Origin of the sequence: Burkholderia sp. Bp8986, from assembly GCF_003854225.1 — a bacterium.
GTDB lineage: Bacteria > Pseudomonadota > Gammaproteobacteria > Burkholderiales > Burkholderiaceae > Burkholderia.
The window spans coordinates 22,887-49,347 of sequence record NZ_QTQM01000053.1 but is presented as its reverse complement, the minus strand read 5'-3'; the positions used below and the strand labels follow the sequence as shown (position 1 = coordinate 49,347).

General features: G+C 66.5%; 23 protein-coding genes. 9 read left to right on the top strand and 14 right to left on the bottom strand.

Annotated features, from left to right (window positions below):
- Positions 1-317: 317 nt before the first annotated feature.
- Positions 318-1,385: a porin gene (locus DID99_RS32135; RefSeq protein WP_124572018.1), complete on the top strand. Its 1,068-nt coding sequence runs from the start codon at positions 318-320 to the stop codon at positions 1,383-1,385.
- A 140-nt stretch (positions 1,386-1,525) separates the two neighbouring features.
- Positions 1,526-1,654, top strand: coding sequence for a hypothetical protein (locus DID99_RS38065; RefSeq protein WP_260427357.1), 129 nt, complete (start codon positions 1,526-1,528; stop codon positions 1,652-1,654).
- A 98-nt stretch (positions 1,655-1,752) separates the two neighbouring features.
- On the opposite strand, the gene DID99_RS32130 is transcribed toward DID99_RS38065, so the two are convergent.
- From DID99_RS32130 to DID99_RS32115, 4 genes are all read right to left on the bottom strand, one after another.
- A complete protein-coding gene (locus DID99_RS32130) occupies positions 1,753-2,577 on the bottom strand; it encodes an alpha/beta fold hydrolase (RefSeq protein ID WP_124489385.1) in 825 nt (274 codons plus the stop codon).
- Positions 2,578-2,897: 320 nt separating this feature from the next.
- Positions 2,898-4,250, bottom strand: a complete 1,353-nt coding sequence (locus DID99_RS32125; protein WP_124523853.1) for a TRAP transporter large permease — start codon at positions 4,248-4,250, stop codon at positions 2,898-2,900.
- Positions 4,251-4,254: 4 nt separating this feature from the next.
- Complete coding sequence (locus DID99_RS32120) at positions 4,255-4,833, bottom strand: TRAP transporter small permease (protein ID WP_124524223.1); 579 nt, start codon at positions 4,831-4,833, stop codon at positions 4,255-4,257.
- Positions 4,830-5,816 (bottom strand): TRAP transporter substrate-binding protein, encoded by a 987-nt coding sequence (locus DID99_RS32115; RefSeq protein WP_124523850.1) that lies wholly within the window; start codon positions 5,814-5,816, stop codon positions 4,830-4,832. Before DID99_RS32115 ends, DID99_RS32120 begins: the two co-directional genes overlap by 4 nt.
- A 557-nt stretch (positions 5,817-6,373) precedes the next feature.
- Between DID99_RS32115 and DID99_RS32110 the strand changes: the two genes are divergently transcribed.
- The gene (locus DID99_RS32110; protein ID WP_124646701.1) at positions 6,374-6,568 is read left to right on the top strand and encodes a hypothetical protein; all 195 of its coding nucleotides are present in this window, start codon (positions 6,374-6,376) and stop codon (positions 6,566-6,568) included.
- Positions 6,569-6,710: 142 nt separating this feature from the next.
- Here DID99_RS32110 and DID99_RS32105 read toward each other — a convergent pair whose 3' ends face one another.
- The 3 genes from DID99_RS32105 to DID99_RS32095 all read right to left on the bottom strand — a co-directional run bounded on the left by DID99_RS32105 (position 6,711) and on the right by DID99_RS32095 (position 9,189).
- Positions 6,711-7,391, bottom strand: coding sequence for a GntR family transcriptional regulator (locus tag DID99_RS32105; protein ID WP_044847167.1), 681 nt, complete (start codon positions 7,389-7,391; stop codon positions 6,711-6,713).
- Between the two features lie 242 nt (positions 7,392-7,633).
- On the bottom strand, positions 7,634-8,341 hold the full coding sequence (locus tag DID99_RS32100; protein ID WP_124523847.1) for a pirin family protein: 708 nt from the start codon (positions 8,339-8,341) through the stop codon (positions 7,634-7,636).
- Between the two features lie 83 nt (positions 8,342-8,424).
- Positions 8,425-9,189 carry an SDR family NAD(P)-dependent oxidoreductase gene (locus DID99_RS32095; RefSeq protein WP_124668334.1) on the bottom strand — a complete coding sequence of 255 codons (765 nt, stop codon included), beginning with the start codon at positions 9,187-9,189 and terminating at the stop codon, positions 8,425-8,427.
- Positions 9,190-9,327: 138 nt separating this feature from the next.
- On the opposite strand from DID99_RS32095, the gene DID99_RS32090 reads away from it, so the two are divergent.
- The 3 genes from DID99_RS32090 to DID99_RS32080 all read left to right on the top strand — a co-directional run bounded on the left by DID99_RS32090 (position 9,328) and on the right by DID99_RS32080 (position 11,910).
- On the top strand, positions 9,328-10,245 hold the full coding sequence (locus tag DID99_RS32090) for a LysR family transcriptional regulator (RefSeq protein ID WP_124523845.1): 918 nt from the start codon (positions 9,328-9,330) through the stop codon (positions 10,243-10,245).
- Between the two features lie 214 nt (positions 10,246-10,459).
- On the top strand, positions 10,460-10,864 hold the full coding sequence (locus DID99_RS32085) for a nuclear transport factor 2 family protein (protein WP_124489392.1): 405 nt from the start codon (positions 10,460-10,462) through the stop codon (positions 10,862-10,864).
- Between the two features lie 122 nt (positions 10,865-10,986).
- Complete coding sequence (locus tag DID99_RS32080; protein WP_124523859.1) at positions 10,987-11,910, top strand: recombination-associated protein RdgC; 924 nt, start codon at positions 10,987-10,989, stop codon at positions 11,908-11,910.
- A gap of 191 nt (positions 11,911-12,101) precedes the next feature.
- On the opposite strand, the gene DID99_RS32075 is transcribed toward DID99_RS32080, so the two are convergent.
- Positions 12,102-12,503, bottom strand: a complete 402-nt coding sequence (locus DID99_RS32075) for a hypothetical protein (protein ID WP_124489393.1) — start codon at positions 12,501-12,503, stop codon at positions 12,102-12,104.
- Positions 12,504-12,963: 460 nt separating this feature from the next.
- On the opposite strand from DID99_RS32075, the gene DID99_RS32065 reads away from it, so the two are divergent.
- Positions 12,964-14,334 carry an MFS transporter gene (locus DID99_RS32065; RefSeq protein WP_124489394.1) on the top strand — a complete coding sequence of 457 codons (1,371 nt, stop codon included), beginning with the start codon at positions 12,964-12,966 and terminating at the stop codon, positions 14,332-14,334.
- Positions 14,335-14,490: 156 nt separating this feature from the next.
- Here DID99_RS32065 and DID99_RS32060 read toward each other — a convergent pair whose 3' ends face one another.
- Both DID99_RS32060 and abaF read right to left on the bottom strand, forming a co-directional pair.
- On the bottom strand, positions 14,491-17,250 hold the full coding sequence (locus DID99_RS32060) for a UPF0182 family protein (RefSeq protein ID WP_124668331.1): 2,760 nt from the start codon (positions 17,248-17,250) through the stop codon (positions 14,491-14,493).
- A gap of 367 nt (positions 17,251-17,617) precedes the next feature.
- A complete protein-coding gene (gene abaF / locus DID99_RS32055; RefSeq protein WP_124668330.1) occupies positions 17,618-18,997 on the bottom strand; it encodes a fosfomycin efflux MFS transporter AbaF in 1,380 nt (459 codons plus the stop codon).
- Positions 18,998-19,586: 589 nt separating this feature from the next.
- Here abaF and DID99_RS32050 point away from each other — a divergent pair.
- Entirely contained in the window at positions 19,587-20,528 is a 942-nt protein-coding gene (locus DID99_RS32050) for a dihydrodipicolinate synthase family protein (RefSeq protein ID WP_124523839.1), read from the top strand.
- A gap of 125 nt (positions 20,529-20,653) precedes the next feature.
- Here the strand turns inward: DID99_RS32050 and DID99_RS32045 are convergent, their stop codons facing one another.
- The 4 genes from DID99_RS32045 to DID99_RS32030 form a co-directional block, all read right to left on the bottom strand.
- Positions 20,654-22,027, bottom strand: coding sequence for an MFS transporter (locus tag DID99_RS32045; RefSeq protein WP_124668329.1), 1,374 nt, complete (start codon positions 22,025-22,027; stop codon positions 20,654-20,656).
- Positions 22,028-22,267: 240 nt separating this feature from the next.
- A complete protein-coding gene (locus DID99_RS32040; protein ID WP_044847155.1) occupies positions 22,268-22,609 on the bottom strand; it encodes an NIPSNAP family protein in 342 nt (113 codons plus the stop codon).
- A 14-nt stretch (positions 22,610-22,623) separates the two neighbouring features.
- Positions 22,624-24,438 carry an FAD-dependent oxidoreductase gene (locus DID99_RS32035; protein ID WP_409362716.1) on the bottom strand — a complete coding sequence of 605 codons (1,815 nt, stop codon included), beginning with the start codon at positions 24,436-24,438 and terminating at the stop codon, positions 22,624-22,626.
- An 80-nt stretch (positions 24,439-24,518) separates the two neighbouring features.
- Complete coding sequence (locus DID99_RS32030) at positions 24,519-25,355, bottom strand: SDR family oxidoreductase (RefSeq protein WP_185641049.1); 837 nt, start codon at positions 25,353-25,355, stop codon at positions 24,519-24,521.
- A gap of 183 nt (positions 25,356-25,538) precedes the next feature.
- On the opposite strand from DID99_RS32030, the gene DID99_RS32025 reads away from it, so the two are divergent.
- Positions 25,539-26,438 (top strand): helix-turn-helix domain-containing protein, encoded by a 900-nt coding sequence (locus DID99_RS32025; protein WP_124668327.1) that lies wholly within the window; start codon positions 25,539-25,541, stop codon positions 26,436-26,438.
- The last annotated feature ends 23 nt before the right edge of the window (positions 26,439-26,461 follow it).

Genomic DNA, 26,461 nt, shown 5'->3' with positions numbered 1-26,461 from the left:
TGCGCTCGCTCGCGAAGGGCGAGGCGATCACGCAGGACACGTCCACGCTCGAGAACCCGGCGATCCTCGAGCAGCTCAACCGGTCTCTCTGAATGACGCGGCCGGCACCGGCCGCACCCGACACTGTCGACACACGCGCGTTCGGGCGCCCATCCCCGCCCTGAACGCGTCGCACGCGGCCGCCACCCGGCCGCGCACGTGCGTCCCGCCGCGCCCCACCCTGCGTGCGCGGCTCATGCGACGGACACCGCCACGCGGGCATCCGCCGCATCCCCTTGTTCGATGCATCGACGTACAACAACACTGGAGACACCTCAATGAAAAGCAGAATCGTGATCGGTTGCGCGGCGCTGGCAGGCACGCTGGCCAGCAGCAGCGGCTTCGCGCAGAGCAGCGTGACGCTGTACGGCAACCTCGACGCCGCGTTGCTGTACACCAGCAAGACACGCGACGCCGCCACCGGCGCGAACGCCGGCCATCAGTTCGCGATGACCGACACCGGCATGACGCCGACGACGTTCGGGATGACCGGCACCGAGGATCTCGGCGGCGGCCTCAAGGCGAAATTCCAGCTCGAGAGCGGCTTCGCCGTCACCAACGGCGCGTTCGCGCATTCGAACGGCAACTTCTTCGGCCGCCAGGCGTGGGTCGGGCTCGACGGCGGGTTCGGCACGGTCAAGGCCGGCGTGCAGTATTCGCCGTTCCTGCTCGCGATCTTCGATTCGGATCCGCGCAGCTTCTCGCACTTCGGCAGCGGGCTGATCAACTACGTCGACAACGTGCTGGTGACGGGCCTGTTCAACCCGAACGCCGTGTCGTACACGAGCCCGACGATCGCCGGCCTCACCGGCAGCGCGATGTTCGCGTTCGGCGGCAAGGCCGGCGACTTCCAGGCCGGCCGCCAGTATTCGGCGAGCCTCAAGTACGAGCACGACGGCTTCATGATCGACGCCGCGTTCTACGACGGCAACGACGGTACCAACCCGACGCCGACGCCGAGCACCGTCGCGTTCGTCGGGCGCACGATCGGCGCCGCCTACCGCTTCGGCCCGGTCACCGCGAAGGCGTCGTTCACGAGCTACAAGGTCGGCGGCTCGTTCAGCAACAACGTGTACGGCGGCGGCCTCGACTATCAGGCGACGCCGGCCGTCGACCTGAACGGCGGCGTCTGGTTCACCAGCGATCGCAACGACACGGCCAATCACTCGCTGCTCGCGGCGATCGGCACGACCTACAGCCTGTCGAAGGCGACCGCGCTGTACGCGCAGGTCGCGATGGTCAACAACCACGGTGCGATGAACACCGGGCTGGGGATCACCAACGCGCTTTACGCGGTCACCGGCACGACCGTCGGCGCGAACCTCGGGATCCGCCACATGTTCTGATGCACGGGCGGTGGAGACTGCATCGAACCACCGCCCCGATGCATTCGCACTCCGAATCGTTTTTCGCCGAAGCCGGCCTGCAGCGATGCATCCGGTTTCGGCGCGACTTCCGTTGCGGGCGGATGCACATGCGGATGCACATGCGAAGCTCCACCCGCCCGTCACCGTGCGTCGCGAGCCGTGCGGAGGCGCAGGACCTGATCCGCCGCGGTGCCGACGCGGGCCGCGTGCGCGACCGCCAGTTCACGCCGGTCGGCGAACGCGCATGACGCGGTAACGTCGCATTGCCGCGGCCACGTCGCAACGCAAGTCGTTGCGTCGTCACGCGATGCCGCGCGGCGCCCGCCGCCGGCATCGCGTGCGGCGTTCAGCCCGCCGCGAGCTGCTGCTCGTCGAACCAGTCGAGCAGCATCCGCGTGACGAACGCGGGGTTCTCCAGGTTCGAGATATGGCCGGCGTCCGGCACCAGCGCATGGCGGCAGCCGATCACGCTCGCCATCTTCACCGTCTCCGACGGCGGGCGCGCCATGTCGCCCGCGCCGCACATCAGCAGCGTGCGTTCGGCATCCAGCCCGGCGAGTGCGGCGAGCGTATCCGGCCGCCCGAAGATCAGCCGGCCGAGCGGGACGATCGATTCCCGCAGCCGGTCGGCCGGCAGGTTCGCGAGCGCCGCGCGAAAGGCGCGCGGCACCGGGTCGGCCAGGTTCACGTCCGGCCGGAAGAACAGCGGCACGATCGCATCGAGCAGCGGCGGCGCGATGCAGCCGGCGGCGGCGATCGCATCGAGCATCCCGAAGTAGCGCAGCCGCGTCGCGTCGGGTTCGGCCTCGAGCGACGCGTCCATCAGCACGAGCGAGCGCACGCGCTGCGGTTCGCGCAACGCGAGCCGCGCGCCCCACATCCCGCCGACGCTCAGCCCCACGACCGCGCACTGCCCGATCTCCAGCGCATCGAGCAACGCGCTCGCGTGCGCGGCGAGATCGTCGAGCGTCTGCGTGCCGGCAGGCAGCGGGCCCGACGCGCCATGTCCCCACAGGTCCGGCACGATCACGCGATACCGGCTCGACAATGCGTCGATCTGCGGCGCCCACATCGCGGCATCCCACAGATAGCTGTGCCCGAACAGCACCGGAAATCCGGTGCCGTGATCCTGGTAATGCAGGGTGCTGCCATGAACGATGTGTGCGGGCATGTCGTCTCCGGATGTCAATGCGGTGGGCGGTGAGCGGCGGCCCGGCAACGGGCGTCGCGATCCGCGGCGTTCTGCGACGAACGCGAAGCGGCGAATCATCGCACAGGTTGCCGCCGTTGCGGGTGACTGCCGCGCGTGCCGCGACGCAGCGCATCGCGCACTTGCGCCGTGCGGCCGGCACGACGCCGATCGCGCGACGCGACCGGCGCCGGTGCGGCCGCCGCGATGGCGCGCCACGCCGCGCGTGAAGCAACCGCCGACGTGACTGCGGCGCCGGACGACCTCGGATCGTCCGGCGCCGCGACGGGCGAAACGCGCGCTCAGAACACCGCGTGCCCGCTGATGAGGCTCGGCAGCCAGGTGGAGAAGAACGGCATGTACGTGACGATGTTGATCGCACTGAAGATCGCGAGGTAATACGGCCACGCCATCTTCGTCGTCTCGCCGATCGACACGTTGCCGATCGCGCAGCCGACGAACTGCACCGAGCCGATCGGCGGGTGCACGAGGCCGAGCGAGCAGTTCAGCAGCAGCATGATCCCGAACTGCACCGGCCCGACGCCGCATGCCATCGCGATCGGCAGGAACAGCGGCGTCGTGATCAGGATGTGCGCGGCCATGTCGACGAACGTGCCGAGGAACACCTGGATGATGTTGATGTACAGCAGCATCAGCCACGGCGCGGCGGTCGACTGCTTGAGCAGCCCTTCGATCGCATCCGGAATCTCCAGGTACGACATCTGGAAGCGCAGCATGTTGGACACGGCGATCAGCAGCAGCACGACGCCCGTCGTGCGCGCCGCATGCGACAGCGCGCGCCGCAGCTTCCCGGCCGTCAGCGTCCGGTAGACGAGCGCGGTCAGCACGAGCGAGTACACGACGGCGATCGCGGCGGCTTCGGTCGCGGTCGCGATCCCCTTCGCGACACACACGAGGATGATCGCGATCACCATCAGGCCCGGCACCGCGCCGACGAAGCTGCGCAGCACCGCATACCAGCCCGGGAACGACGGCAGCGCCGACGAACCGTCCTCGCGGCGCGGATAGCCGTGGCGCACGGCCTGCCAGTATGCGGCCGCGAGCACGAAGCCCATCACCCACAGCACCGGCAGGAGGCCGGAGAACAGCAGGTCGCCGATCGACACGCCGCTCACCGGCTGGCCGTGCAGCATGCCCGTGATCCCCTGCGCGGCGAACGCGTAGATGATCATGTTGGTCGACGTCGGCATCAGCGCGCCGGCGAGCGACGCGTGGGTCGTCACGTTGACCGCGTAAGCCGCGCTGTAGCCTTCGCGCTTCATCAGCGGAATCACCACGCCGCCCATCGCGGAGGTATCGGCCGTCGGCGAACCCGACACGCCGCCGAACAGCGTGCACGCGACGACGTTGGCCATCCCGAGGCCGCCGCGGAAATGGCCGACGGTGGCCTGCGCGAAGCGCAGGATCCGGTCCGCGATGCCGCCGTGCAGCATCAGCTCGCCGGAGAAGATGAAGAACGGCACCGCGAGGAACGAGAACGCGTTCATCCCCGAGATCATCGCCTGCATCGCGGTCGCGATCGGCAGCCCTTCGACCAGGTAGGTCAGCACGCAGGAAATGCCGAGCGCGAACGAGACCGGTACGCCGAGCACGAGGAAAACCAGAAAACTGACGGACAGGATCGCGAGTTCCATGGCGTTATTGTCCCGACGAAGAACGACGAAGCGCGAGCAGGTGCTCGAGCGAGAAGAGGATGATGGCGATCGCCGCGGGAATCGTGATCAGGTAGCGCACGCCTTCGGGCAACCCGATGATCGGAATGCGGTCGCCCATCGTCTCCGCGGCCATGCTGCCGCAGCCGACCATGATCGCGATCGCGAACGCGATCAGGCTCAGGTGCTGGATCGCGATCACCGCGGTGCGCGGGCCCGGCGACAGGCGCCGCACGAGGGAGTCGAGGCCGATGTGGCCGCCGTCGCGCACCTTCATCGCCGCGCCGAACATCGCGATCACGATCACCAGCAGCAGCGCGATCGGCTCGACGAAGTCGGGCGCGTTCTCGAACGCGTAGCGCATCACGACCGCGTAGAACACCAGCACCGTGAGCGCGGCGAGACACAGCGACGCGACCACGGCCAGCGCGCGGAACAACAGGTCGTTCATGCAGCGCAGGCGCGGCGCCGCCGCATGCGGCCGGCACGGCGCCGCACCGTCCGCGGCCGCCGCGTCCGATGCGCCCACGGCCGCCGCGCCGTTCAGGGAAGTGCGACGGGTCACTTGGTGGCCTCGATCTCGTCGACGATCTGCTTCATCTGCGGCGTCTTCTCGTACTTCGCCCACAGCGGCTGCATCGCCTTCACGAATGCCGCGCGGTCGACCTGCGCGGCCGGCAGGATCTTCGCGCCGCCCTTCGTCACCGTCTGCTGCGCCGATGCCTCGCGCGCGGTCCACAGCTTCTGGTAGTACGGCACCGAATCGGATGCTGCCTTCCTGATCGCGGCCTGTTCCTGCGGCGACAGCGTGTCCCAGATCTTCTTCGAGAACACCAGCACTTCCGGCGTCATCGCGTGCTGCGTCTCCGAGTAGTCGGGCGCCACCTCGAAGTGCTTGGTTTCCTCGTACGACGGCAGGTTGTTTTCCGCCGCATCGACGAGGCCCGTCTTCAGGCCCGTGTAGACCTCGGCGAACGGCATCGGCGTCGGCGTGCCGCCCATCGCCTTGATCTCGTCGACCATCAGGTCCGATGGTTGCACGCGCACCTTCAGCCCCTTCATGTCGGCCGGCGTGCGCACCGGGCGCTTCGCGTAGATCGAGCGCGCGCCGCTCTCGTAGAACGTCAGCGCGATCATCCCCTTCGCCGCGAACGCGTCGAGGATCTTCTGGCCGGCCGGGCCGTACATCGCCTTGCGGAAATGGTCGACGTCGCGGAACAGGAACGGGAACGACGGGATCAGCGACTCCGGCACGATCTCGTTGAACGACGCGCCGTTCACGCGCGCCATGTCGATCGCGCCGATCCGCACCTGGTCGACCGTGTCCTTCTCGGAGCCGAGCGCGCTGTTGCCGAACACCTTGATCGAGTCCTTGCCGCCCGTCAGCTTCGACAGCTCGTCGCCCATGTACTTGACCGCCATGTTGGTCGGGAAGCTGTCGCCGTGCACGTCCGCCGAGCGGAACACGCGGGCCTGCGCGGACACCGCGAAGCCGGCCATGAGCGCGACGGCCAGGGCGGTACGGGAGCGGGTGAATCGGTGCTTCATCGTCAGTCTCCTTGATGGTTGTTCGTCGTCTGGCGGCGATCCGGGCGGCTTGCGCATCAGTCGGGGCACGGCCTTCACTGAATCGCAGTCATACGTTGTATGACGTGTGGGAGCGAATGTACGTCGGTTAATCGTTTAACTCACTTGGTGCATACCCTATAGGCGCTTCTGTAGCGGGTTTTCGGCGAGGCGAAGGGAAAAGCCTTCTCAGTTCAGCACGTAGCCGGCGAAACGTTTTCCGGAAATGGGGCTGCATTTGAGCCGGCGCGGTGCCGTGTCGTTTTCCGGAGCCGGATACTCTCTTTCGTTTCTATTTCTACAGTCGTAGGATGACTGACTGCCGTCGGCGATGGCCGGTTCGACGTGGCCGCCGTCGTTGTAATGAGGACGTGACGACGACGATGCCCCGCAGTCATGCGGTGCGTCGCGTCATCGTTGCCGGCGTGCCTGCTCACGCGTGCTGGCGGCACCGCGCGTCGGCCACGGCGCATGCCGTCGCGGCAGGCACGCGCGATGCGCGCTTGCCGCGACATCGGAAACACGCAAGGAGGTGTGCGATGCAGACGACCAGAACGCCGGCGGGACAGCGTCAGGACACGCCGTTGAATCCGGGCGACGAAGGGCCGCCCGATGCGCCGGGCGTCGGCGAGGATCTATGCGGCGTGTGTCGCGGCACCGGGATGGTCGAAGGACAGCCATGCGTGGTGTGCGGCGGGACGGGCAAGGTACTGCAGGGGATCGGCGGCGGCTAGACGGTCAAACGGAAGCGATGCGTGCAGGCCGCCTTCGGCGCCGTGCGGCGCCCGGACGGGCCACGGATCGCATGCGACCGCGCTGCAACGCCGCGATCGACCGGAATCGGGTATCCGCGCGGCGCGCGGCGCGTGAAAGACCTCAACGCCCGAGCCGCCGGTCCCGCAGAAACGCATTCAACTCGCCACCCGCATGCTCGATGTGGCGCTTGAGCAGCGACGCCGCCGCGCGCGCATCGCCCTTGCGGCACAGCGCGACGAGCTCCGCGTGCTCGGATTCGGCCACGTCGCGCGCGGCCTCGGACAGCGACAGCTGCACGCGCGTGTAGCGGTCGGTCTGCTGCAGCAGCGACGCGACGATCGCCGCCGTCTTCGGCTGGTCGGCGCGCGACAGCAGCAGATGATGAAGCTCGGTGTTCAGTTCGCCCCAGCGGCCGGACTGGCTCGCGTGCAGCACCGCGCTGTATTCGTCGAGGATCGCATCGAGCCGCGCGAAATCCTCGGCGGTCAGCTTCGGAATCGACTTTTTCAGCAGCACGGGCTCCAGCAGCGCGCGCAATTCGAACAGTTCGGTGATGTCCTCCGGCGACAGCTCCGACACGATCGCGCCCTTGTGCGGCAGGATCTTCACGAGCCCTTCACTCTCGAGCTGCACGAGCGCTTCGCGCAGCGGGATCCGGCTGATGCCGAGTTCGGTCGCCAGCGCATCCTGGCGAAGCTGGTAGCCGTCGACGTATTCCCCCGTCAGGATGCGGCGGCGCAGTTCATTCGCTGCGGCTTCGGCGCGCGTGGCGTAGACAAGAGCGGGGCGTTTCTCGTTCATGTTGCGGTTCGGACTGGGGATGGCGGTCAGGCAAGCGCCGACGCGGCGCTGGATATTGCATACTTTCTACGATATTAGCAGAGCGGCCTTGCGGGCGAGCGTCGGCGGTCGCCGCCACAGGCGACGTCGGCATCGACGTCCGGTGTTCCCGCAATACGGCACCGGACGCTCACCGGCGCGCTTTCTCGAAGTCGGCACGGCAATGAACCAGGCTGCGGCCGCGCGCTGATCGAGCATGCGCCCTAGCATAAGCGCTCGACGATCATGACGTCCGTGTCGTCCCGCGCCCGCAACATGAGCCACGTTTCATCGCGAACGGCAACGCCATCGCGTCGTGCCAGCCTGATCGGCCCTACGTCCAGCCGGCCATGATCGACAACCAGATAAGCGGAACCGGGCATCGGCAACGCGTGCCGCAACGCAGTGCCTTCACGCAGTGTCGCGATACGCACGCGTGCATCGGCATGAACGGGCAACGCGCCGGCGCGGACATCCTCCGGATCGCCGCTCGCCAGCGTCACGAATCGGCCCTCGCGACATCCGGGCGAACAGACTCGCGTCGCACAGCGCGGTGTACCGGCAGGTGTGCGCGGCCGCAGCCGGATCTGGAAGTGCCGCGCGGGCATATTCTCGTCGTTGCGCTCGGCGTGATGGATCGCCGTGCCGGCACTCGTCACGTGGACGGAATCGGCGACCAGACGCACGCGATTGCCTGCGTCGTCTTCATGCGTGATGGCGCCCGACCGCACCCACGTGACGATCTCGACGTCGCGGTGGGCATGCGGGCCGAGGCCCGAGCGCGGCGCGAATTCGACGTCGCTCCACATGTAGAGCGGACCGAGCGGCGCATCGTCGGCGCGCCCGGATTCGCCGATGCGGAAATGCTGGCGAATGTCGACACGGCCGCGCCGGATTGCGCCAAGCGCAAGAAATGGCCGATGTTCAATCATGACGGAGCCCGGTTCGAGTACGCCGGGCGCGGATCGCGATCGTCGCAGACGGCGTCTTCCGCACCCGCGCGCCGTGGCTGCGCTCAGATCTGCTGCTGGCCGCCATCGACGAACAATTCGATGCCGTTCACGAAGCTCGCGTCGTCCGAGGCCAGGAACAGCGCCGCGCTCGCGATCTCGCCAGGCTCGCCGAGGCGCCCCATCGGGATCTGGGCAGCCAGATAATCGGCGAGACCCTGGCGCTGCGCGGCATCGTCGCCGGCGAGATCGAGCAGGCCAGGCGTGCGGGTCGCGCCCGGGCTGATCGTGTTCACGCGGATGCCGCGTTCCTTGAGATCGAGAATCCAGCTGCGTGCAAAGGCCCGCACCGCTGCCTTCGAAGCCGAATACACGCTGAACGCCGCGGTGCCCGCGCTGCCCGCCGTCGAGCCGGTGAGAATCACCGAGGCACGCTCGGCAAGCAGCGGCAGCGCTTTTTGTACCGTGAACAGCACGCCCTTCACGTTGCGCTCGAAGGTGTCGTCGTAGTGTGCTTCGGTGATGCTGCCAAGCGGCAGCATCGAGCCGCCGCCGGCGTTCACGAACAGCACGTCGAGGCGGCCCTGTTCTTCCTTGATCTGCGCATACAGCGCGTCGAGCTCATCGAGCTTGGTGGAATCCGAACGTACGCCGGTCGCCTTGCCGCCGGCTTCGCGAATGCCCTTCACGGCGGCATCGAGTTCGGCCTGTCGGCGGCCCGTGAGATAGACGTGCGCACCTTCGGCCGCGAAGCGCTGGGCGGTGGCGCGACCGATGCCGCTGGTTGCGCCGGTGACGAGTGCGATCTTGTTGTCGAGTTTGCGTGCCATGGTATTGCTCCTTTCGTTGGGTCGGTGGGGGTTTCGTTGCATCGCGTACTGCGATGTGAGGAGAATATCGACGGCCTCATCTTTTCGAAATAGAATTGATTGCAAACAAACGTTGCAGAAATGAAAAGATGAGGGAAGATGGCTCAACTACCCGATTTCGAGGGGCTCGCGATGTTCGCGAAGGTGGCCGAGCACGGTTCGTTTGCCGCCGCGGCGCGCGCGACCGGCGTGTCGGTCGCGACCGTCTCGCGCGGCGTGGCCCGCCTGGAGGACCGGCTGGGCGCGCGGCTGTTCAATCGCACGTCGCGTCAGCTCTCGCTCACCGAGTTCGGCCGCACGATCAGCGAGAAAGCCGGCGAGATCTATCGCCAGGCCGAGGAGGCGGAAAGCTCGGCACGCGAAATGTCGGTGCGGCCACGCGGGCTGGTACGTCTGGCCGTGCCGATGTCGTACGGCCTGCGCTGGGTCGCGCCGCTGCTGCCGGGCTTCTTTCGCGCGTATCCGGAAGTGTCGATCGACCTGCATCTGTCGGATGCGTCGGTCGATCTGGTCGCCGACGGGTTCGACGCCGCGCTGCGGATCGCCGCGCTTCCGGACTCGTCGCTGGTCGCGCGGCGGCTGTGCGCGGTGACGCAATTCGTGGTGGCGTCGCCGGAATATCTGATGCGTGAAGGACGGCCCGCCCATCCGCGCGAGCTCGCGGATCGTCCCTGTCTCTCGTACGCATACCGCGCGCGTAGCGCCGTATGGCGCTTCACGAACGACGCAGGCGAAGAAGAGCCGGTGATGCCGACGGGCCCGCTGCGCGTGACGAACGCCGATGCGCTGTTGCCCACGCTGCTCGCCGGACTGGCGATTGCCGAACTGCCCGAGTTCATCGCCGGCGATTACCTGGCCGACGGTCGTCTCGAAGCGATCCTGACCGACTGGTCGCTGACGAAGGGCGGCATTTACTTCGTCACGCCCTCGGCGCGCGCGCGGCCCGCGAAAGTCGCGGCGCTGTCGGATTATCTCGCCGAGCACCTTTCCGAGCCGACCTGGCGATGGCCGAAATGATGCGTCGGCACGGTCGATCAGCCGGCGTTTCGTCATTGCATTCATGCAACGATGGTTTTCAAACAATTCCGTTTCGCAAATATTGTCCGGACCGTATTCTCCTTTCCACCGGCTGCACGACATCACGCCGCAAGCCGCCATGCAGCAGATGGCGACTGCGCTGACGACGCGCCTGCAATGAATCGCTTCCATTCACGCTTTTATCGAGCCGATCATGAACAACGCCAAACAACTGCTTTTCGCTTACCTCGAATCGATTCGCGATCCACGCGCGGCTGGCGCACTGTTTGCCGACGACGGTGTGCTGGAACTGCCGTATCTCAAGTCACTGGGTATCGACGCGCGTGCGCAGGGGCCCGGTGCGATCGAAGCCTTCATTGCCTCGCTGCTCGCGAAAGTGCCGGATTTTGCGTTCAGCAATGTGCGGCTGCTGATCGAAACGCCCGAGCAGGTATTCGCCGAATATGAAGTCGAAGCGCTCGTTCCATCGACGGGGAAAATCTATCGCCAGTTGTACGCAGGGCGGCTGGTGGCGCGCGACGGCAAAATCGTGCTGTTGCGCGAAGCACTGGACACGGTGGCTGCAGCACACGCATTCTCGGCGGCGCAACCCGCTTGACGAGATGCCGACGAAAGGCCGCTCGAGCAATCGAAGCGGCCTGCCGATGTTGCATCCCGACCGGCGCTTCTGGCCGGTAGACGTCACCGTCATATAGAATGACGCGCTTTGCCCGCACGCCTATGTGGTTCAAGAATCTTCAGCTTCACCGTCTTCCGGCACCGTGGGCCGTTACCCCCGATCAGATGGAAGCATGGCTGGCGCCCCACGCGTTTCAGCCGGGCACCAGCGTCGAGATGCAGCGCTCGGGATGGGCGTCGCCGCGTGACGACGGCGCGCTCGTGTATTCGATCAACCGGCAGATGCTGCTGACGTTTCGCGCCGAAAAGAAGCTGCTCCCGGCGTCGGTCGTCAATCAGGTGACCAAGGCCCGAGCGCTCGAGGTCGAGGAGCAGCAGGGTTTCAAGGTCGGGCGAAAACAGCTGCGCGAACTCAAGGAGCAGGTGACCGACGAACTGCTGCCGCGCGCGTTCACCATTCGCCGCGATACCCGCGTGTGGATCGATACGGTGAACGGCTGGCTCGTCATCGATGCGGCCGCACAGGCACTTGCCGACGACGTTCGCGGCCTGCTCGTCAAATCGATCGATCAATTGCCGCTCACCGGCGTCCAGGTGGCGCTGTCGCCGGTCGCCGCGATGACGGACTGGCTGCTGTCCGGCGAGGCGCCGGGCGGATTCACCGTGGATCAGGACGCCGAGCTGCGCTCGAGCGGCGAAGGTGGCGCCACGGTGCGATACGTCGGCCACGCGCTGGAGGCGAACGACATGCGCCGGCACATCGAGGCCGGCAAACAATGCATGCGCCTCGCGATGACCTGGAATGACCGGATCTCCTTCGTGCTCACGCCGTCGCTGACGATCAAGCGTGTCACGCCGCTCGACGTGATCAAGGAGGCGTCGGATCCCACCGCGCAGAACGACGACGAACGCTTCGACTCGGATGTCACGCTGATGACGGGTGAATTGGCGCGGATGTTGACCGATCTCGTCGATATCCTGGGTGGCGAGCGGCAAGACTCGGTTCAAATCGCGGCGGCAGCCTGAACCTCGTCGGCTGTCGAGGATCGTCGCCGCGCTACGGCGCTACGGCGCGGCTTCGCGCTGACGCGACCTGTCGGGGAGGACCGTCGCCGCTCTGGCGGCGGGCGGGGTGCGGCTGCGCGCCGACGAAGCGCCGCCGCACCGTGGAGCCTCTTGCCGTTCGGCCCGGCGGGTTCGAAAAGTCAGCGGACGAGCTATCCGAACACCCGGGCCCATACCGCCCGAAGGCGTCGCGCGCGGTCTTCGAACAGATATGAGGCTGCCAGCGTCAAGAGACCTGAAATCGCACCCGTCACGATGTGCTCGACATAGGGGATACGGTAGTGACTCGTGTGCGAGTAGGCGTCGCCCAACGTCGTCAGGACGCCGACGATCACCGCATTGCCGTATCGATGCGCGTAGAGTTTCGCCGCGGGCGTGAAAGTCAGCAATACAGCCAGGAGTCCGGTAAACAGACCGGTATGAAATGCAATCGACCAGTGGGCGAGGCTCATGATGTTGCCCCAGCTCCCCGGCATGCAGGTCATGCACGCACTGGTCGGCTGCCAGAAGCGCTGGATGAACAGTCTGACGCGCTGCTTCCACTCGGTTGACATGACGCACTCCCCTCAATGCCGTCGTCACGGCCGACGCCACCATACGTATCGTTGAAGCAGCTTCCAAATCCTTTGACGAGCCTGCCGCCCTCGTCGCGGACGGGTTGGCTATGCGCCGTGGAGGCCGAGCCATAACCTGGACATTGGGAATACTACTCCACGATTCCACGGCCGCCGTTTCGACCGGCACCGCGCCGGTGCCTTCTCACGAAACCGGGAATCGCTGCGGATCGCGTACTGCAAATACGCGCATCTTCAATGGACGAAAATCACCGAGCCATCGTGCAACCGCGCGTTCATCGACATGCATGCGCGCGCGGGTGGTTGATCCAGCCATATATCAGGACTTCTTATTGAAAGTCTTGATCGCCCTGCAAACCATTCGTGGCCTGCGCTTGCTGAAACCTGTCGCCGGGCGTATGGTTTATTTCTCTATCGCCCTTTTCCGGGAGATACCAAAATGGCTGCCATGCAATCCGCGGCCACGCCCCTCTCCGACGAGGAAGCCCGGCGCCAGTTGCGCCGCGCCGTCATCGCCAGCACGATTGGCACCACGATCGAATGGTATGACTTTTTCCTCTACAGCACGGTCACCGGCCTGGTCTTCGCAAAGCTGTATTTCCCCCAATCCCATCCACTCGTCGGCACGCTTCAGGCGTTCCTGATCTATGCCGTCGGCTTCGTCGCGCGGCCGGTCGGCGCGGCGATCTTCGGCCACTACGGCGATCGCATCGGCCGCAAGGCCACGCTGATCGTGACCCTGTTGCTGATGGGGCTCGCGACGTTCGCCGTGGCCTTCGTTCCGACCTACGCGACGATCGGCATCTGGGGCGCCGTTCTCCTCACGGTGCTGCGCTTCATCCAGGGCGTCGGCGTCGGCGGCGAATGGGGCGGCTCGGTCCTGATGTCGATGGAGTGGGCGCGCACCAATGCGCATCGCGGCTTCGTCGCGTCGTGGCCGCAGTTCGGCGTGCCGGCAGGATTGTTCCTCGCCAACCTCGCCGTGCTGGCCATGAGCTGGTTGTCCGGCAGCAGTTTTCTCACGTGGGGCTGGCGCGTGCCGTTTGTCCTCAGCATCCTGCTGGTCGCGATCGGGCTTTATATCCGCCTGAACATTCTCGAGACGCCGATCTTCGCGAAACTGCTGGCCGAGCGCCGGATCGAGAAGGCGCCGATGCTCGAAGTGCTGCGCAAGCAGCCGAGGGATATCGTGCTGTCGGCGTTCGCGCGGATGGCCGAACAGGCGCCGTTCTATATCTTCACGGCGTTCGTGTTCACTTACGGGATCACGGCGCTGGGCGTCACGCGAGAGCTGCTGCTGACGGCGGTGCTGGTGGCGTCCGTGGTCGAATTCGTCACCATTCCGCTGTTCGGCCACGTGTCGGATCTGATCGGGCGGCGGCGGATGTACATGATCGGTGCGGTTTCCGTCGGTGTATTCGGATTCCTCTACTTCGCGATGGTCGACAGCCGGAATCCGGCGTGGATCTTCGCGGCCATCGTGCTGTCGCTGGTCCCGCATTCGATGATGTACGGACCGCAGGCGGCATTGATCGCCGAATCGTTTACCGGGCGGTTGCGGTATAGCGGTGCGTCGATGGGTTATCAGCTCGCTTCGGTCATTGCGGGCGGCCCGGCACCGCTGATCGCGACCGCGCTGTTCGCCTACTACCATTCGGGGTATGCGATCGCGGTGTACGTGCTGATATGTGCGGTGTTGAGCCTGGTCGCCGCATCGAAGCTCGGCGACTACACGAACAAGGATATTTCGCGGGAATACGACGACGCGCGAAGTCTGGAGGATCATGGCCACGCGCCGCCGCTGACCTGACGGGTTGGCCGGTTCGCCGATGCATGGGACGACGAGCCGGCTGCCGGCCCGCTTTCCGCGCCCGGCCCCGATTCAAGCCAACGTGTGCGCCCGGAACGACACGACAACTGCTTGACCGCGGTCGATCACGCCCACGCCCGCTCAGCCGCGCCTCACTCACTGTTTGTGATCCGCGCGAGCGGCGCCCAGCGCTTCGAGCAACGGTCGAAGCGCATCGAGTTCCGCGCCGAAGCCGGCCCAATCCCCCGCCTTCAGCCGCTCGATCGCACGATCGTAATGGGCCAGCGCGTCGCGGGCGCGCGTATCCGCCGCGCCGCCGGCCGGCGCCGCCACCGGCCCCGGCCTCGTCTCCTTGAAGAGCGCCGCGAGCGCCTCGCTCAGGTTTTCCTCCATCACGACGCGATCGCCATAGGCCGCGATCACCCGTTTCAACTCGGGCAACTGGCCGGACGACGCGCGCAGATAGAGCGGCGACACGTAGAGAATCGAGTGCTCGATCGGAACGACCACGAGATGTCCGCGGATGACGCGCGAGCCCATCTGGTTCCACAGCGAGATCTGCTGCGAGATTTCCGTGCTCTGCTGGATGCGCGCCTCGATCTGGTACGGCCCGTAGATCAGCTTTTCCTTGGGGAACGCGTAGACGATCAGCTTGCCGTACCCGGGCGGATCGCAACGCGCGGCCAGCCACGCGATCATGTTCTCGCGCTGGCTCGGCACCATCGGCAGCATGAGCACGAAGCCGGCCTGCGCATCGCCGGGCAGCCGCATGATCGTGTAGTACGGCGCCATCTGCCGGTTCGCGGCGTCGCCCCCGTCGATATCGCCGAGCGCACGAGGAAACTGCCAGAGGTCCTCGCGGTTATAGAACACTTCCGGTGCATCCATGTGATAAGCGCGGTAGAGGTTCGCCTGGATCAGGAACAGATCCTCGGGGTAGCGGATGTGCCGTTGAAGGTCCTGCGGCATCGCGTCGAGCGGCTTGAACATGCCCGGGAAGATGCGCGCGTAAGTCCGCACCAGCGGATCGGAAGGATCGCTGACGTAGAAGTCGACCGTGCCGTTGTACGCGTCGACCACCACCTTGACCGCGTTGCGAATGTAGTTGGCGCCATCGCCGGTGCCGGGCGGCGCATACGGAAACCACTGGCTGGTCGTATAGGCGTCCTGCATCCAGAACAGGCGTCCATTGCTTGCCACGACATAGGGGTCGTGGTCGAGCGCGAGAAACGGTGCAATCGTGCGGATCCGGTCCCGGATGTTGCGGTGAAAGAGGATCCTGCTCTCGTTCGTGATGTAGTGCGTCAGCAGGATGTTGGGATCGCCGAACTGCCATGCGAACAGGCTGCGCCGCACCGCGCCGCCGATCGCGACACCATCGCGCCCGCTGTACGACGTGTAGACGTTGCTGTCCCCCTTCGGGTAGTCGAATTCGGGCACGCTGCCCTTCACGATCACATAGCCCTGCCCGCCTTCGCCGAAGTAGATGCGCGGTTCGTCGATCGCCGGTCCGCCATCGGTGACGGGCGGAATGTCGCGCAGATAGAGCGACGGCAAGCCTTCCGTGGATTTCTCCGTGACCGGCGACATCACGATGCCGTTGCCGTGGGTGAACAGCAGATGCAGGTTCACCCAGGTTCGGGCGTTCTCCGGCAGCATCGACTGCTCCAGTTCGCGCGCCGACAGCATGACCTGCCGGTAGCCGGAGTCGAGACGGTAGCGATCGATATCCACGGAAAAGAACTTGTAGTAAGTCCTGATCTCCTGCAACTGCGCATAGGTATCCATCAGCGGCTGCACATCCCACAGGCGGATATTGTCGACGGTCGCGCGATTGGCCTGCAGCGACGCGATGTTCAGGCCCTGCTCGGCCGCGAACGGCTTGACCTCGATCTGCGCGAGACCGTAAGCCTGCCTCGTCAACGCGATGTTGTGCTGGATATAGGGCGTCTCGAGTTGCAGTTCGCTCGGCTTGACGTAGAAGCGCTGGAACAGCGCGGGATAGACGATGCCGAGCGCGAACGAAGTGCCGAACACGAGCAGCATCGCGGCGGCCGGCAACCGATAGCCGGGCCGGCGCAGGTTGACCAGCATCGCAACGGCCGACGCAACGGCGAGGCCGACGAGCAGCCACAGCACCGGCAGCATCACGTGGATATCCGTATAACCGGCGCCGACCACGACCCCGTTGTTGTCGTAGAGCAGCAGAAAGCGTTCGAGCCACCAGGACCAGGCTTTCAGCAGGAAGAACAGTGCCAGTAGCGCCGACCCGTGAACCGCGGCGGCTGACGAAAGCCCCTTCGGCGGGCGGAGCATGATGTCGCCACGTAGCCAGTAGACGCCGCCCGCGACGATCGCGCAGCAGACGACCAGTTGCAGCAGCAGGTTCTTCAGCAGGATCCAGACGGGCAGCGCGAACAGATAGAAACCGATGTCCTTGCCGAAGATCGGATCGCGCCCGCCGAACGGCACCCGATGCAGGAAGCGAAGCGCGACATCCCAGCTCGACATCGCACCGGCGGCGATCGCAAGCCCGAGAATGACGGCACCCGCGGCAATGACCGCGCGCCAGGGAATGCGCGACGCGACCTCCCCCGCCAGCGCGCGCAGGACATCCTCCGCACGCGTCGACGAAGCGTCCGCTACCTGCCAGACATCGACGGGCCTGGCATGACGATGCGCGAGCCACCCCGACGCGCCGATCGCGGCCGCCGACACGGCGAACACCGCGGCGAACAGCAGCACCCTCGCGGACAGGATCGTCCAGAAGACGCCGGCATAGCCGATCGACGCGAACCAAAGCCAGTCGACCAGGAGACCGGTGACGCGCCCGACGACGATCAGGCAGGCGACGACGATCGCAGCCGCGATCCCGTAGCGTCTCAGGCGTGGGACGGACGTTGCTTGCGAGCGCATCGAGGCTCCTTTGCCGGGCCGTCATGGGTGGCCGGCCGCGGCCGGACCTGGCGTGCCGCCGATCCGGCAGCGAGCATCGCGGCCGGCCGCATGTCTGAATGCTACGCCCGTTGCCGACGCGTCGCCATCCGACGGCATGCGCGACATCACCGGGAACGAGCGAACGCAGTGCAGTGCGCTACGGCAGATTCGCCCCCCCCCTCGACAAGCACCCGTCGATGGCCGCTGCCGGGCGCAATCAGTGACGACCGTAGTGAACCGAACGCCGGCCGTCTTCCCCGCGCTCCCCGGACATCCTCGATGAAGCACAAAAAAGCCACCCTCGCGGGTGGCTTCCGTGCGTGCAATCAGTCGTCGATCACCCGCCTCACACGTGCGTGCGCCGACTCGCCTCCGCATCGACCTCGCGCAGCGACTTGCCGCGCGTTTCCTTCGCAAGCCCGACGCACACGATCGAGATCAGCGCGGCCGCGACGAGATACAACGCGATCGGCGTCGACGAGTGATAGCGCTCGAGCAGCGACAGCCCGATCAGCGGCGCAAGCGAGCCGGCCATCAGCGGCGCGACCTGGTAGCACAGCGACAGCGCGGTATAGCGCACGTTGGTCGGGAACATCTCGGTCATCAGCGCCGAATACGGCGAGTACGTCATCGATTCGATGAACAGGCCGAGCACGATCGCGGCCATGATGATCCAGTCGTTGCCAGTATCCATCATCGGGAACGCGACGAAGCCCCAGCCGGCGGTCAGCACGGCGCCCGTCAGATACACGGGCTTGCGCCCGACGAGATCCGACATCAGCCCCATCAGCGGGATGAAGAAGAAGTGAATCGCGTTGGCGGCGAACATCAGCTTCAGGATCCGCGTGGTGTCGAAGCCGACGACCAGCTTCAGGTAAGTCAGCGAGAACGTGACGACCATGTAATACAGGATGTTCTCGGCGAACCGCGCGCCGATGCCGATCAGCACCTGCCGCCAGTGATACTTGAGCACGTGGCCCACGCCGAGCTGCTTTTCCTGCTTCTGCGCGCGGCGCGCCTGCGCTTCCTTGAAGATCGGCGCATCGTCGACCTTGCGGCGAATCCAGAAACCGATCAGCACGACCACCGCCGAGAACCAGAACGCCGCGCGCCAGCCCCACGCCAGGAAGTCGGCCTCGGACAGCGAGCTCGACAGCACCAGCAGGATGATCGTCGCGACGAGGTTGCCGGCCGGCACGCCGGCCTGCGGCCAGCTGGCCCAGAAGCCGCGGCGGTTGTCCGGGCTGTGTTCGCTGACCAGCAGGATCGCGCCGCCCCACTCGCCGCCGAACGCGAAGCCCTGGATCAGGCGCAGCGACACCAGCAGCACCGGCGCCCAGTAGCCGATCGCATCGAAGGTCGGCAGACACCCCATCAGGAAGGTCGTGACGCCGACCACGATCAGGCTCACCTGCAGCAGATATTTGCGGCCGAACTTGTCGCCGTAGTAGCCGAACACCAGCCCGCCGATCGGGCGCGCGGCGAATCCCACCGCATACAGCGCGAACGCGGCGAGCAGGCCGTCGATCGGGTTGCCGGTCTTCTTGAAGAAGTGCGTGCCGAACACCAGCGCCGACGCCGTTCCATACAGGAAGAACTCGTACCACTCCGCCACCGAGCCGACCATCGACGCCGCGACGACCCGCTTCAATTCCCGCTTCGACGCCGTGTCCCGCACGGCTGCTGCACTACCAGGCGAGACTGCCTCGCCGACCTGACTTGTCATCTCCGTATCTCCTCTCGTTGTCTTCCATTTCCCTTGGCGGGCCGGGTTCGCGCGTAAGCACGTCGAAAGATTTTATACAATATCCAATACACAATCCACGCAATCTCAAAAAAGGTTTCGGCAGAAATGCGACATGCGGGGCGGCATCTGGCCGTCAGGTTCCGAGCCTGCGAGCGCGATGGTTCTGATCAGAGGAAAGTACAGCAGGACCCGTCTATGGGACGCCGACCGCGGCTCGCGGGCCGACGGACGGGGCGTGGCGTGAATTTTCCGGCGTCGACGGGATCGTCCGTCGCCCCCGCCCAAAGCCGCTGCGGCGCGGTTCGCCACCCTCCCCGCGGCTCCGGCACGACGACCTTCGTCACGCCCTTTTTATTTTATATTGTATAAAATATTCGAACTGGCTAGAATGACTTGCGTCGATGGCTGACTCTCGGGCGAAACCGGAGGCAACGTTTCGGCACCGAGGCAAACAAGAGGCGGCCAGCCGCCGTCCGGATCGCATGCAGCACCGACGAGACGGCGAGCGCGCGTACAGCCCAGGTTGCCAGCAATGGCAGTTGACCCTATCTGAATGTGAGGAAACGAGATGAGCGACAACATTTTTACCGGCACCATTCCGGCCCTGATGACGCCGTGCACCGCTGACCGTCAGCCGGATTTCGACGCGCTGGTGAAGAAGGGCAAGGAACTGATTGCACTCGGCATGCGCGCGGTGGTGTACTGCGGCTCGATGGGCGACTGGCCGCTGCTGACCGAAGCGCAGCGCCAGGAAGGCGTCGCGCGCCTGGTCGAAGCCGGCGTCCCGACGATCGTCGGCACCGGCGCGGTGAACTCGAAGGAAGCCGTGTCGCACGCCGCGCATGCCGCGAAGGTCGGCGCGCACGGCCTGATGGTGATCCCGCGCGTGCTGTCGCGCGGCGCATCGCCGGCGGCCCAGAAGGCGCACTTCGCCGCGATCCTGAACGCCGCGCCGAACCTGCCGGCCGTGATCTACAACAGCCCGTACTACGGCTTCGCGACCCGCGCCGACCTGTTCTTCGAACTGCGTCGCCAGCACCCGAACCTGATCGGCTTCAAGGAATTCGGCGGCGCCGCCGACATGCGCTACGCAGCCGAGAACATCACGTCGCAGGACGACAGCGTCACGCTGATGGCCGGCGTCGACACGCAGGTCTTCCACGGCTTCGTGAACTGCGGCGCCGCAGGCGCGATCACCGGTATCGGCAACGCGCTGCCGCGTGAAGTGCTGCAACTGGTCGACCTGTGCAAGAAGGCCGCGCAAGGCGACGCAGTGGCGCGCGTGCGGGCGAAGGAACTGGAAGCGGCGCTGGCCGTGCTGTCGTCGTTCGACGAAGGCTGCGACCTGGTCCTGTTCTACAAGCACCTGATGGTGCTGAACGGCGACAAGGAATACACGCTGCACTTCAACGAAACCGACGCCCTGAGCGACGCGCAGCGCAACTACGCGGAAGCGCAGTACACGCTGTTCCGCAACTGGTATGCGAACTGGTCGAAGAGCATCGCGTAAGCGCGTTCGCACGAAACCGTTCGATACGCAGCCATGAAACGGCTGCGTGACGAAAACAAAAAGCCACGGAACCCTCCGTGGCTTTTTTCATTCGCGCTGTGCGCTGCAATCGCGCACCTGCCGAATCAGTGCTGCTGCGCGGCCGCCCCGCTCGCGCGCTCCTGTTCCGTGATTTCCGTGCGGCAACGGCCGATCGCGTACACCGCCCCGGCCGCGCAGAGCGCCGGCACCGCAAGCAGGCTGAACACGTCGCCGAAGTGCCAGCCGAGCCCCATCAGCATCGCGCCGGCGAACGCGCCGGCCACGCCGCCGATTCGGCCGATGCCGAGCATCCAGGCCACGCCCGTCGCACGGCAGCGTGTCGGATACAGGCTCGCCGCATAGGCCGACATCGACGTCACCGCGCTCGTCACCACGGTGCCGCACAGGAAGATCAACGTGCCGAGCCACGCGGCATGCCCGATCGTGCGGCTCGCGGCGAGCACCAGCAGCGCCGCCAGCGCATACGCGCACACGATCGTCCGGTTCGGATTGAAGCGGTCCATCAGCCATCCGGCGCCGAGGTTGCCGAGCACGCCGCCGAGCGGGAACAACGACGTCATCAGCGCGCCGCCTTCGGCGCTGAAGCCTGCGTCGCGCAGCAGCGTCGGCATCCAGTTGGTCAGCAGGTAGTAGATCAGCAGCCCCATGAAGTAGGCCGCCCACAGCATCAGCGTGCGCGAACGGAATTGCACGGATACCACCTGCGCGAGCGCGGACGCCCCGCCCGTTTGCGCTCGCGCGCCGGCGGCCACGAACGTGCAGTCGTCGAAGCGCTCGCGCGGTGCGATCCGCGCGAGGATGCGCGCGATGCGCGCATGCGTGCCCGCTCGCACCGCGAGATACTGCGCGGACTCGGGCAGCAGCATCACGAGCGCGACCGCCAGCGCGAGCGGCCCGATGCCGCCCGCGGTCAGCACGCTTTGCCAGCCGAAATGGGGAATCAGCCATGCCGACGTGATGCCGCCCGCCGCGAGCCCGCACGAGAAACCGCAGAACATCGCGTTGACGACCACGCCGCGGATCCGGGCGGGCGCATATTCCGCCATCAGCGTAACGGCGTTCGGCATCGCCGCACCGAGGCCGAGCCCGGTCAGGAAGCGGAATGCGGTCAGCGCTTCGATCGACTGCGCATGCGCGGACACCATGCTCCACGCGCCGAAGCACACAACCGACAGCACGAGCACGGTCTTGCGGCCGAGCCGGTCCGCGCACGGGCCGGCGGCAAGTGCGCCGATGCCGAGCCCGGCCAGCGCCGCGCTCATCACCGGGCCGAGCGCGCTGCGCGCGATGCCCCAGTCGTGCGTCAGCGCGGGCGCGATGAAGCCGATCGCGGCCGTGTCGTAGCCGTCGGCGGCCACGACCAGGAAGCACAGGATCAGGATCAGCCACTGACAGGGGGAAAAGCGCTCGGCGTCGATGAACGACTGCACGTCGAGCGTACGCTGGGGGGTTTTCATCGTATGTCTCCTTCGGTCCGGTCGCACGACGGTGCCGATGCACCGCCCGCGCGCGGACCTGTTCATGGTCATGGTTTCGTCGTGAACCCGGCGCCCTTGCAGACCGGCGATCGCGACGCGGCAGCCCGTGGCGACCAACCGCATCGCGCATGGCCGGCCGATGCCGTCCGCGCCGCCCGTGACGATCGCCCCGCGCGCGGGGTGTCGTCCGTGTCGGGTCCGGGTTTCATCGTCATCGGCTCAGCGCGTCAGGTACGCGAGGCTCGCGAACTCGACGCGCCGGATGATGCGGCTCTCCTGCGCGACGATCAGGTGGCCGGACGCCTGCAGATACGCGGGCCAGTCCGGATCGGCATCGCGCGCGGTGCGCCGCGCGTCGTAGTCGGCGATGCTGTCGTAGCCCCACAGATGGACGACCTGGTTCAACGCGCCGATGTCGCTCATGTAGAAGCCGACGGGCGCGCCGAGATACTTGACCTGGATCGGCATCGCGAGCCGGTCGAAGATCTCGATGAACTCCGCCATGCCGCGCGGGCGGATCGTATAGATGCGATGGTCGATGAAGGATTTAGCGGTAGTCATGGTCGGCTCCGGGGTCAGGCGGTCGCGCGCGCGGCGGCGGGTGGTGTCGGCTCGGCGGCGGATGGTGTCGGCTCGGCAAGATCGAGTCGGTCACGAAGGTCGGTCTGGTCGCCTAGATCGGCCAGCCCCGCGATATGGCGTGCGCTCAGATAGCCGAACGTCATGATCGGCCCGAGCGTGATCCCCGCGCCCGGATAGTTGCCGCCCATGATGCTGGCGCGATCGTTGCCGACCGCGTACAGGCCGGCGATCGGCCGGTCGTCGGCGGCGAGCACCTGGCCGACCACGTTGGTCCGGATGCCGTCGAAGGTGCCGAGGTCACCCATCACGACCTTCAGCGCGTAATACGGCCCGTCGCCGAGCGGCGCCACGCACGGATTCGGACGATGGTCGGCGTCGCCGAGATAACGGTTGAACGACGTCGTGCCGCGGCCGAATTCGGGATCCTCGCCGCGCACGGCATCGCGGTTGTAGCGTCGCACGGTCGCTTCCAGATTCGCCGCATCGAGGCCGGCGCGCTGCGCGAGTTCGGCCAGCGTGCGCCCCTGCACGAGATAGCCGTCGCGCAGCAGCGGCCCGAGCGGCACGGGTGCGGGTTTCGCGAAGCCGAGCCCGTATTTGCGGATCGTCGCGTGATCGCACACGAGCCACATCGCCGTCTCGGTCTCGCCCTGACATGCTGCGATCATCGCGGCGCCGACGTCGTGATACGAATTCGATTCGTTCGTGAAACGCGTGCCGCGGCGGGTCACGCCGATGACGCCGGGCTTGTAGCGATCGAGCAGATGCGGAAACACACCGAAGCGGCCGTCGCCGAGCGGCACGCGCGAGACGGGCATCCATGCGGCCGGTTGCGGATAGCGGATCTCGACGCGGCCGCCCGCGCGCTCGGCGAGCGTCGCGCCGTCGCCTGTGTTGCCGGCCGGCACCGGCGATACATGCTCGCCGCCGCGCGCAACGTGCGGATAAGCACGCGCGATGCGCGCGACGTCGTGCGAGAAGCCGCCGCTCGCGAGCACGACTGCGCGGCGTGCGGTGATGCGATACGTCGCGCCGTCGGCCCCGACCGTTGCGCCGGCGATGCGTGCGCCGTCCGCGGCGAGTTCGCGTGCGGGCGTGTTCGTCAGGATCGGAATGCCGAGATCCAGCGCGGACTTCGCGAGGCGCGCGGCGAGCGCGTTGCCGCTCGTGATCTGCACGCCGCGCCGGTACAGCGCGAGATCCTTCAGATGCGCGGCAAGCCGCTTCGTCACGTACCACGCCGACCGAAGCGAGCGCGTCGCGTTGAAGAAGTGCTTCAGGTCCGCGTTCGACGAATTGAACATCATCCCGATGAACGTGATCGTCTTCAGCGGCGGACGCAGGCGCTCGAGATCGCGCCCGAGCCCGCGCGCATCGTACGGCGCGGCGACGACCGAGCGGCCGATGTCGACGCCGCCGGGCATGTCCGGGTGATAGTCGGGATACAGCGTCGGCACGAATTTCACGTCCGTCTCGCGCTCGAAGAAGTCGAGCATGCGCGGGCCGTGCTCGAGAAACGCGTCGATCGCCGCATCGTCGTAGAACGCGCCCGTCTCGCCGCGCAGATACGTGCGGGCCGCTTCGCGCGTATCCTGCACGTCGTTTGCGCGCGCATGGCGATTGCCGGGAATCCACAGCACGCCGCCGGAAAATGCGGTCGTGCCGCCGAAGCACGCTTCCTTCTCGACGACGATCACGTCGAGCCCCGCCTTGCGCGCGGTAATGGCGGTGGACAGGCCGCCCGCTCCCGAGCCGATCACGAGCAGATCGCACGTGACGTGCTTCGAACGCTGCTGGTCGTTCATCATGTCTTCCTCCATCTCTTGAATAAATGTGCGTCGCCGAGCTCGTGCTGCGCGCCGTGCGTGCAGCGCGGCAAGGCCGCGAATCAGCGTGCGCCGGCACCGGCCTCGTAGCCGGGCCGCGGCACGAGATCCATCAGCATCGCGTCGAGGCCGCCGTCGACCACCAGTTCCGCGCCATTCACGTATGCCGCACGCGGGCTCGCGAGGAACGCGACGACGTTCGCGATGTCGTCGGGCCGGCCGATGCGGCGGTTCGCGGTCATCGCGCTGCGGCGCGCCTCGATGTCGCCGCTCGCATAGAACGACTCGGACAGCGGCGTGCGGATCATTCCCGGGCACACGGTATTGCTGCGGATGCCGCGCGGCCCCCACTCCGCCGCCAGTTGCCGCGCGAGCATCGCGACCGCCGCCTTGCTCGCGCTGTAGGCGCCGCTGTACGTCTGCGGGTGGCGCGCCGCGATCGACGCGACATGCACCAGCGCACCCGAGCCGCGCGCGAGCATCGCGCGCCCGAACGCTTGCGAACACAACATGTAGCCGGTGAGATTGACCTGCAGCATCGCGTTCCATGCGTCGAGGTCGATGGTCTCGATGCCGCCGGCACGCAACAGGCCGGCGTTGTTCACGAGCACGTCGGCGGGACCGAGGTCGCGCTCCACGCGTTCGGCGGCCTGGGTCACGCTGGCGGCGTCGCCGATATCGCAGCCGATCGCGACGACGTTGCCGCCGGCCGCGCGCAGCCGCTCGGCGATCGCGATGGTGCCGTCCGCGTCGCGGTCGAGCAGCGCGACCCGCGCGCCGGCCGCCACGAACGTTTCGACGATCGACGCGCCGATGCCGCCCGCGGCCCCCGTCACGACGCACACCTGCCCGTCGAGACGAAGCCAGTCCTGCTGTTTATTGTTCGCTTGCGATATCATTAGGTATCCTCTTGAAATGAGCTTGAGAGATCCGGCTCGATCCGGCACACGCTACCCGAACGTCGCGCGCTGCGTCAGTGGCAAGCGCTACGTCGATGGGAAAAGTATAGAAGCGCGCATCGCGCGAAAATTGGACAAACGCCGCAAGCAACAGGACAATTTGTACACAGGAGGCCGCGCGGCATGAGGAGAATCCCTAACTACGATCTGTATGGCGAATCGGCGCGTCCGCCCTGGTACGACGCGTTCAACTTCGAATGGATACCGGAGCGCAGCCAGCCGAACGACTGGCATATCGCCGCGCACCGTCACGATGCGCTATTGCAGATTTTGTACATCCGCGGCGGGCAGGGGCATGTCGTGATCGAGAGCGGGAAGCACACGTTCGCGCCGCCGTGCCTCGTGGTGCTGCCCGCGCAGACGGTCCATGCGTTCGAGTTCTCGCCGCAGATCGACGGCCTCGTGATCACGGTCGTGCAGCGCGCGCTCGAAACGCTGGTCAAGACCGCCGCGCCGGGCGCGCTGTCGATCCTGCAACGCGCGGCGGTGATTCCGGTCAAGGAGCCGGACGCGAGCGCGTCGATGCTGATGCCGCTGTTCGCATTGCTCGAACAGGAATTCCGCAGTACCTCACGCGGGCGCGGCGCGGCCGGGATGGCGTTGCTGGTGGCGTTGATCGTGCATGTCGCGCGCCTGAGCGATCTCGCGGCCGCGCCGTCGCATGCCGGCACCGATCGGCGCGCCACGTTGCTGCGGCGGTTTCGCGAACTGATCGACACGCATTTTCGCGAGCATCGGCCGGTGGAATTCTATGCGGACCGGCTCGGTCTGACGGCCGCGCAGCTTGCGCGCGTGTGCCGGGAGGAGTTGGGCATCTCGACGACGGCGGTCGTCAACGCGCATCTGATTCGCGAAGCGCAGCGCGACCTGGTTTATTCGAATCTGAGCGTGAAGCAGATCGCGCACGAGATGGGGTTTGCGGACAGCGCATACTTCAGCCGCTATTTCCGCAAGCAGACCGGCCTGACGCCGGGCGAGTTCAGGGAAGCGGCCCATCGCGACCTGATGCCGGGCCGCTCGTAAACGGGCGCGGTGCGGGCGATGCG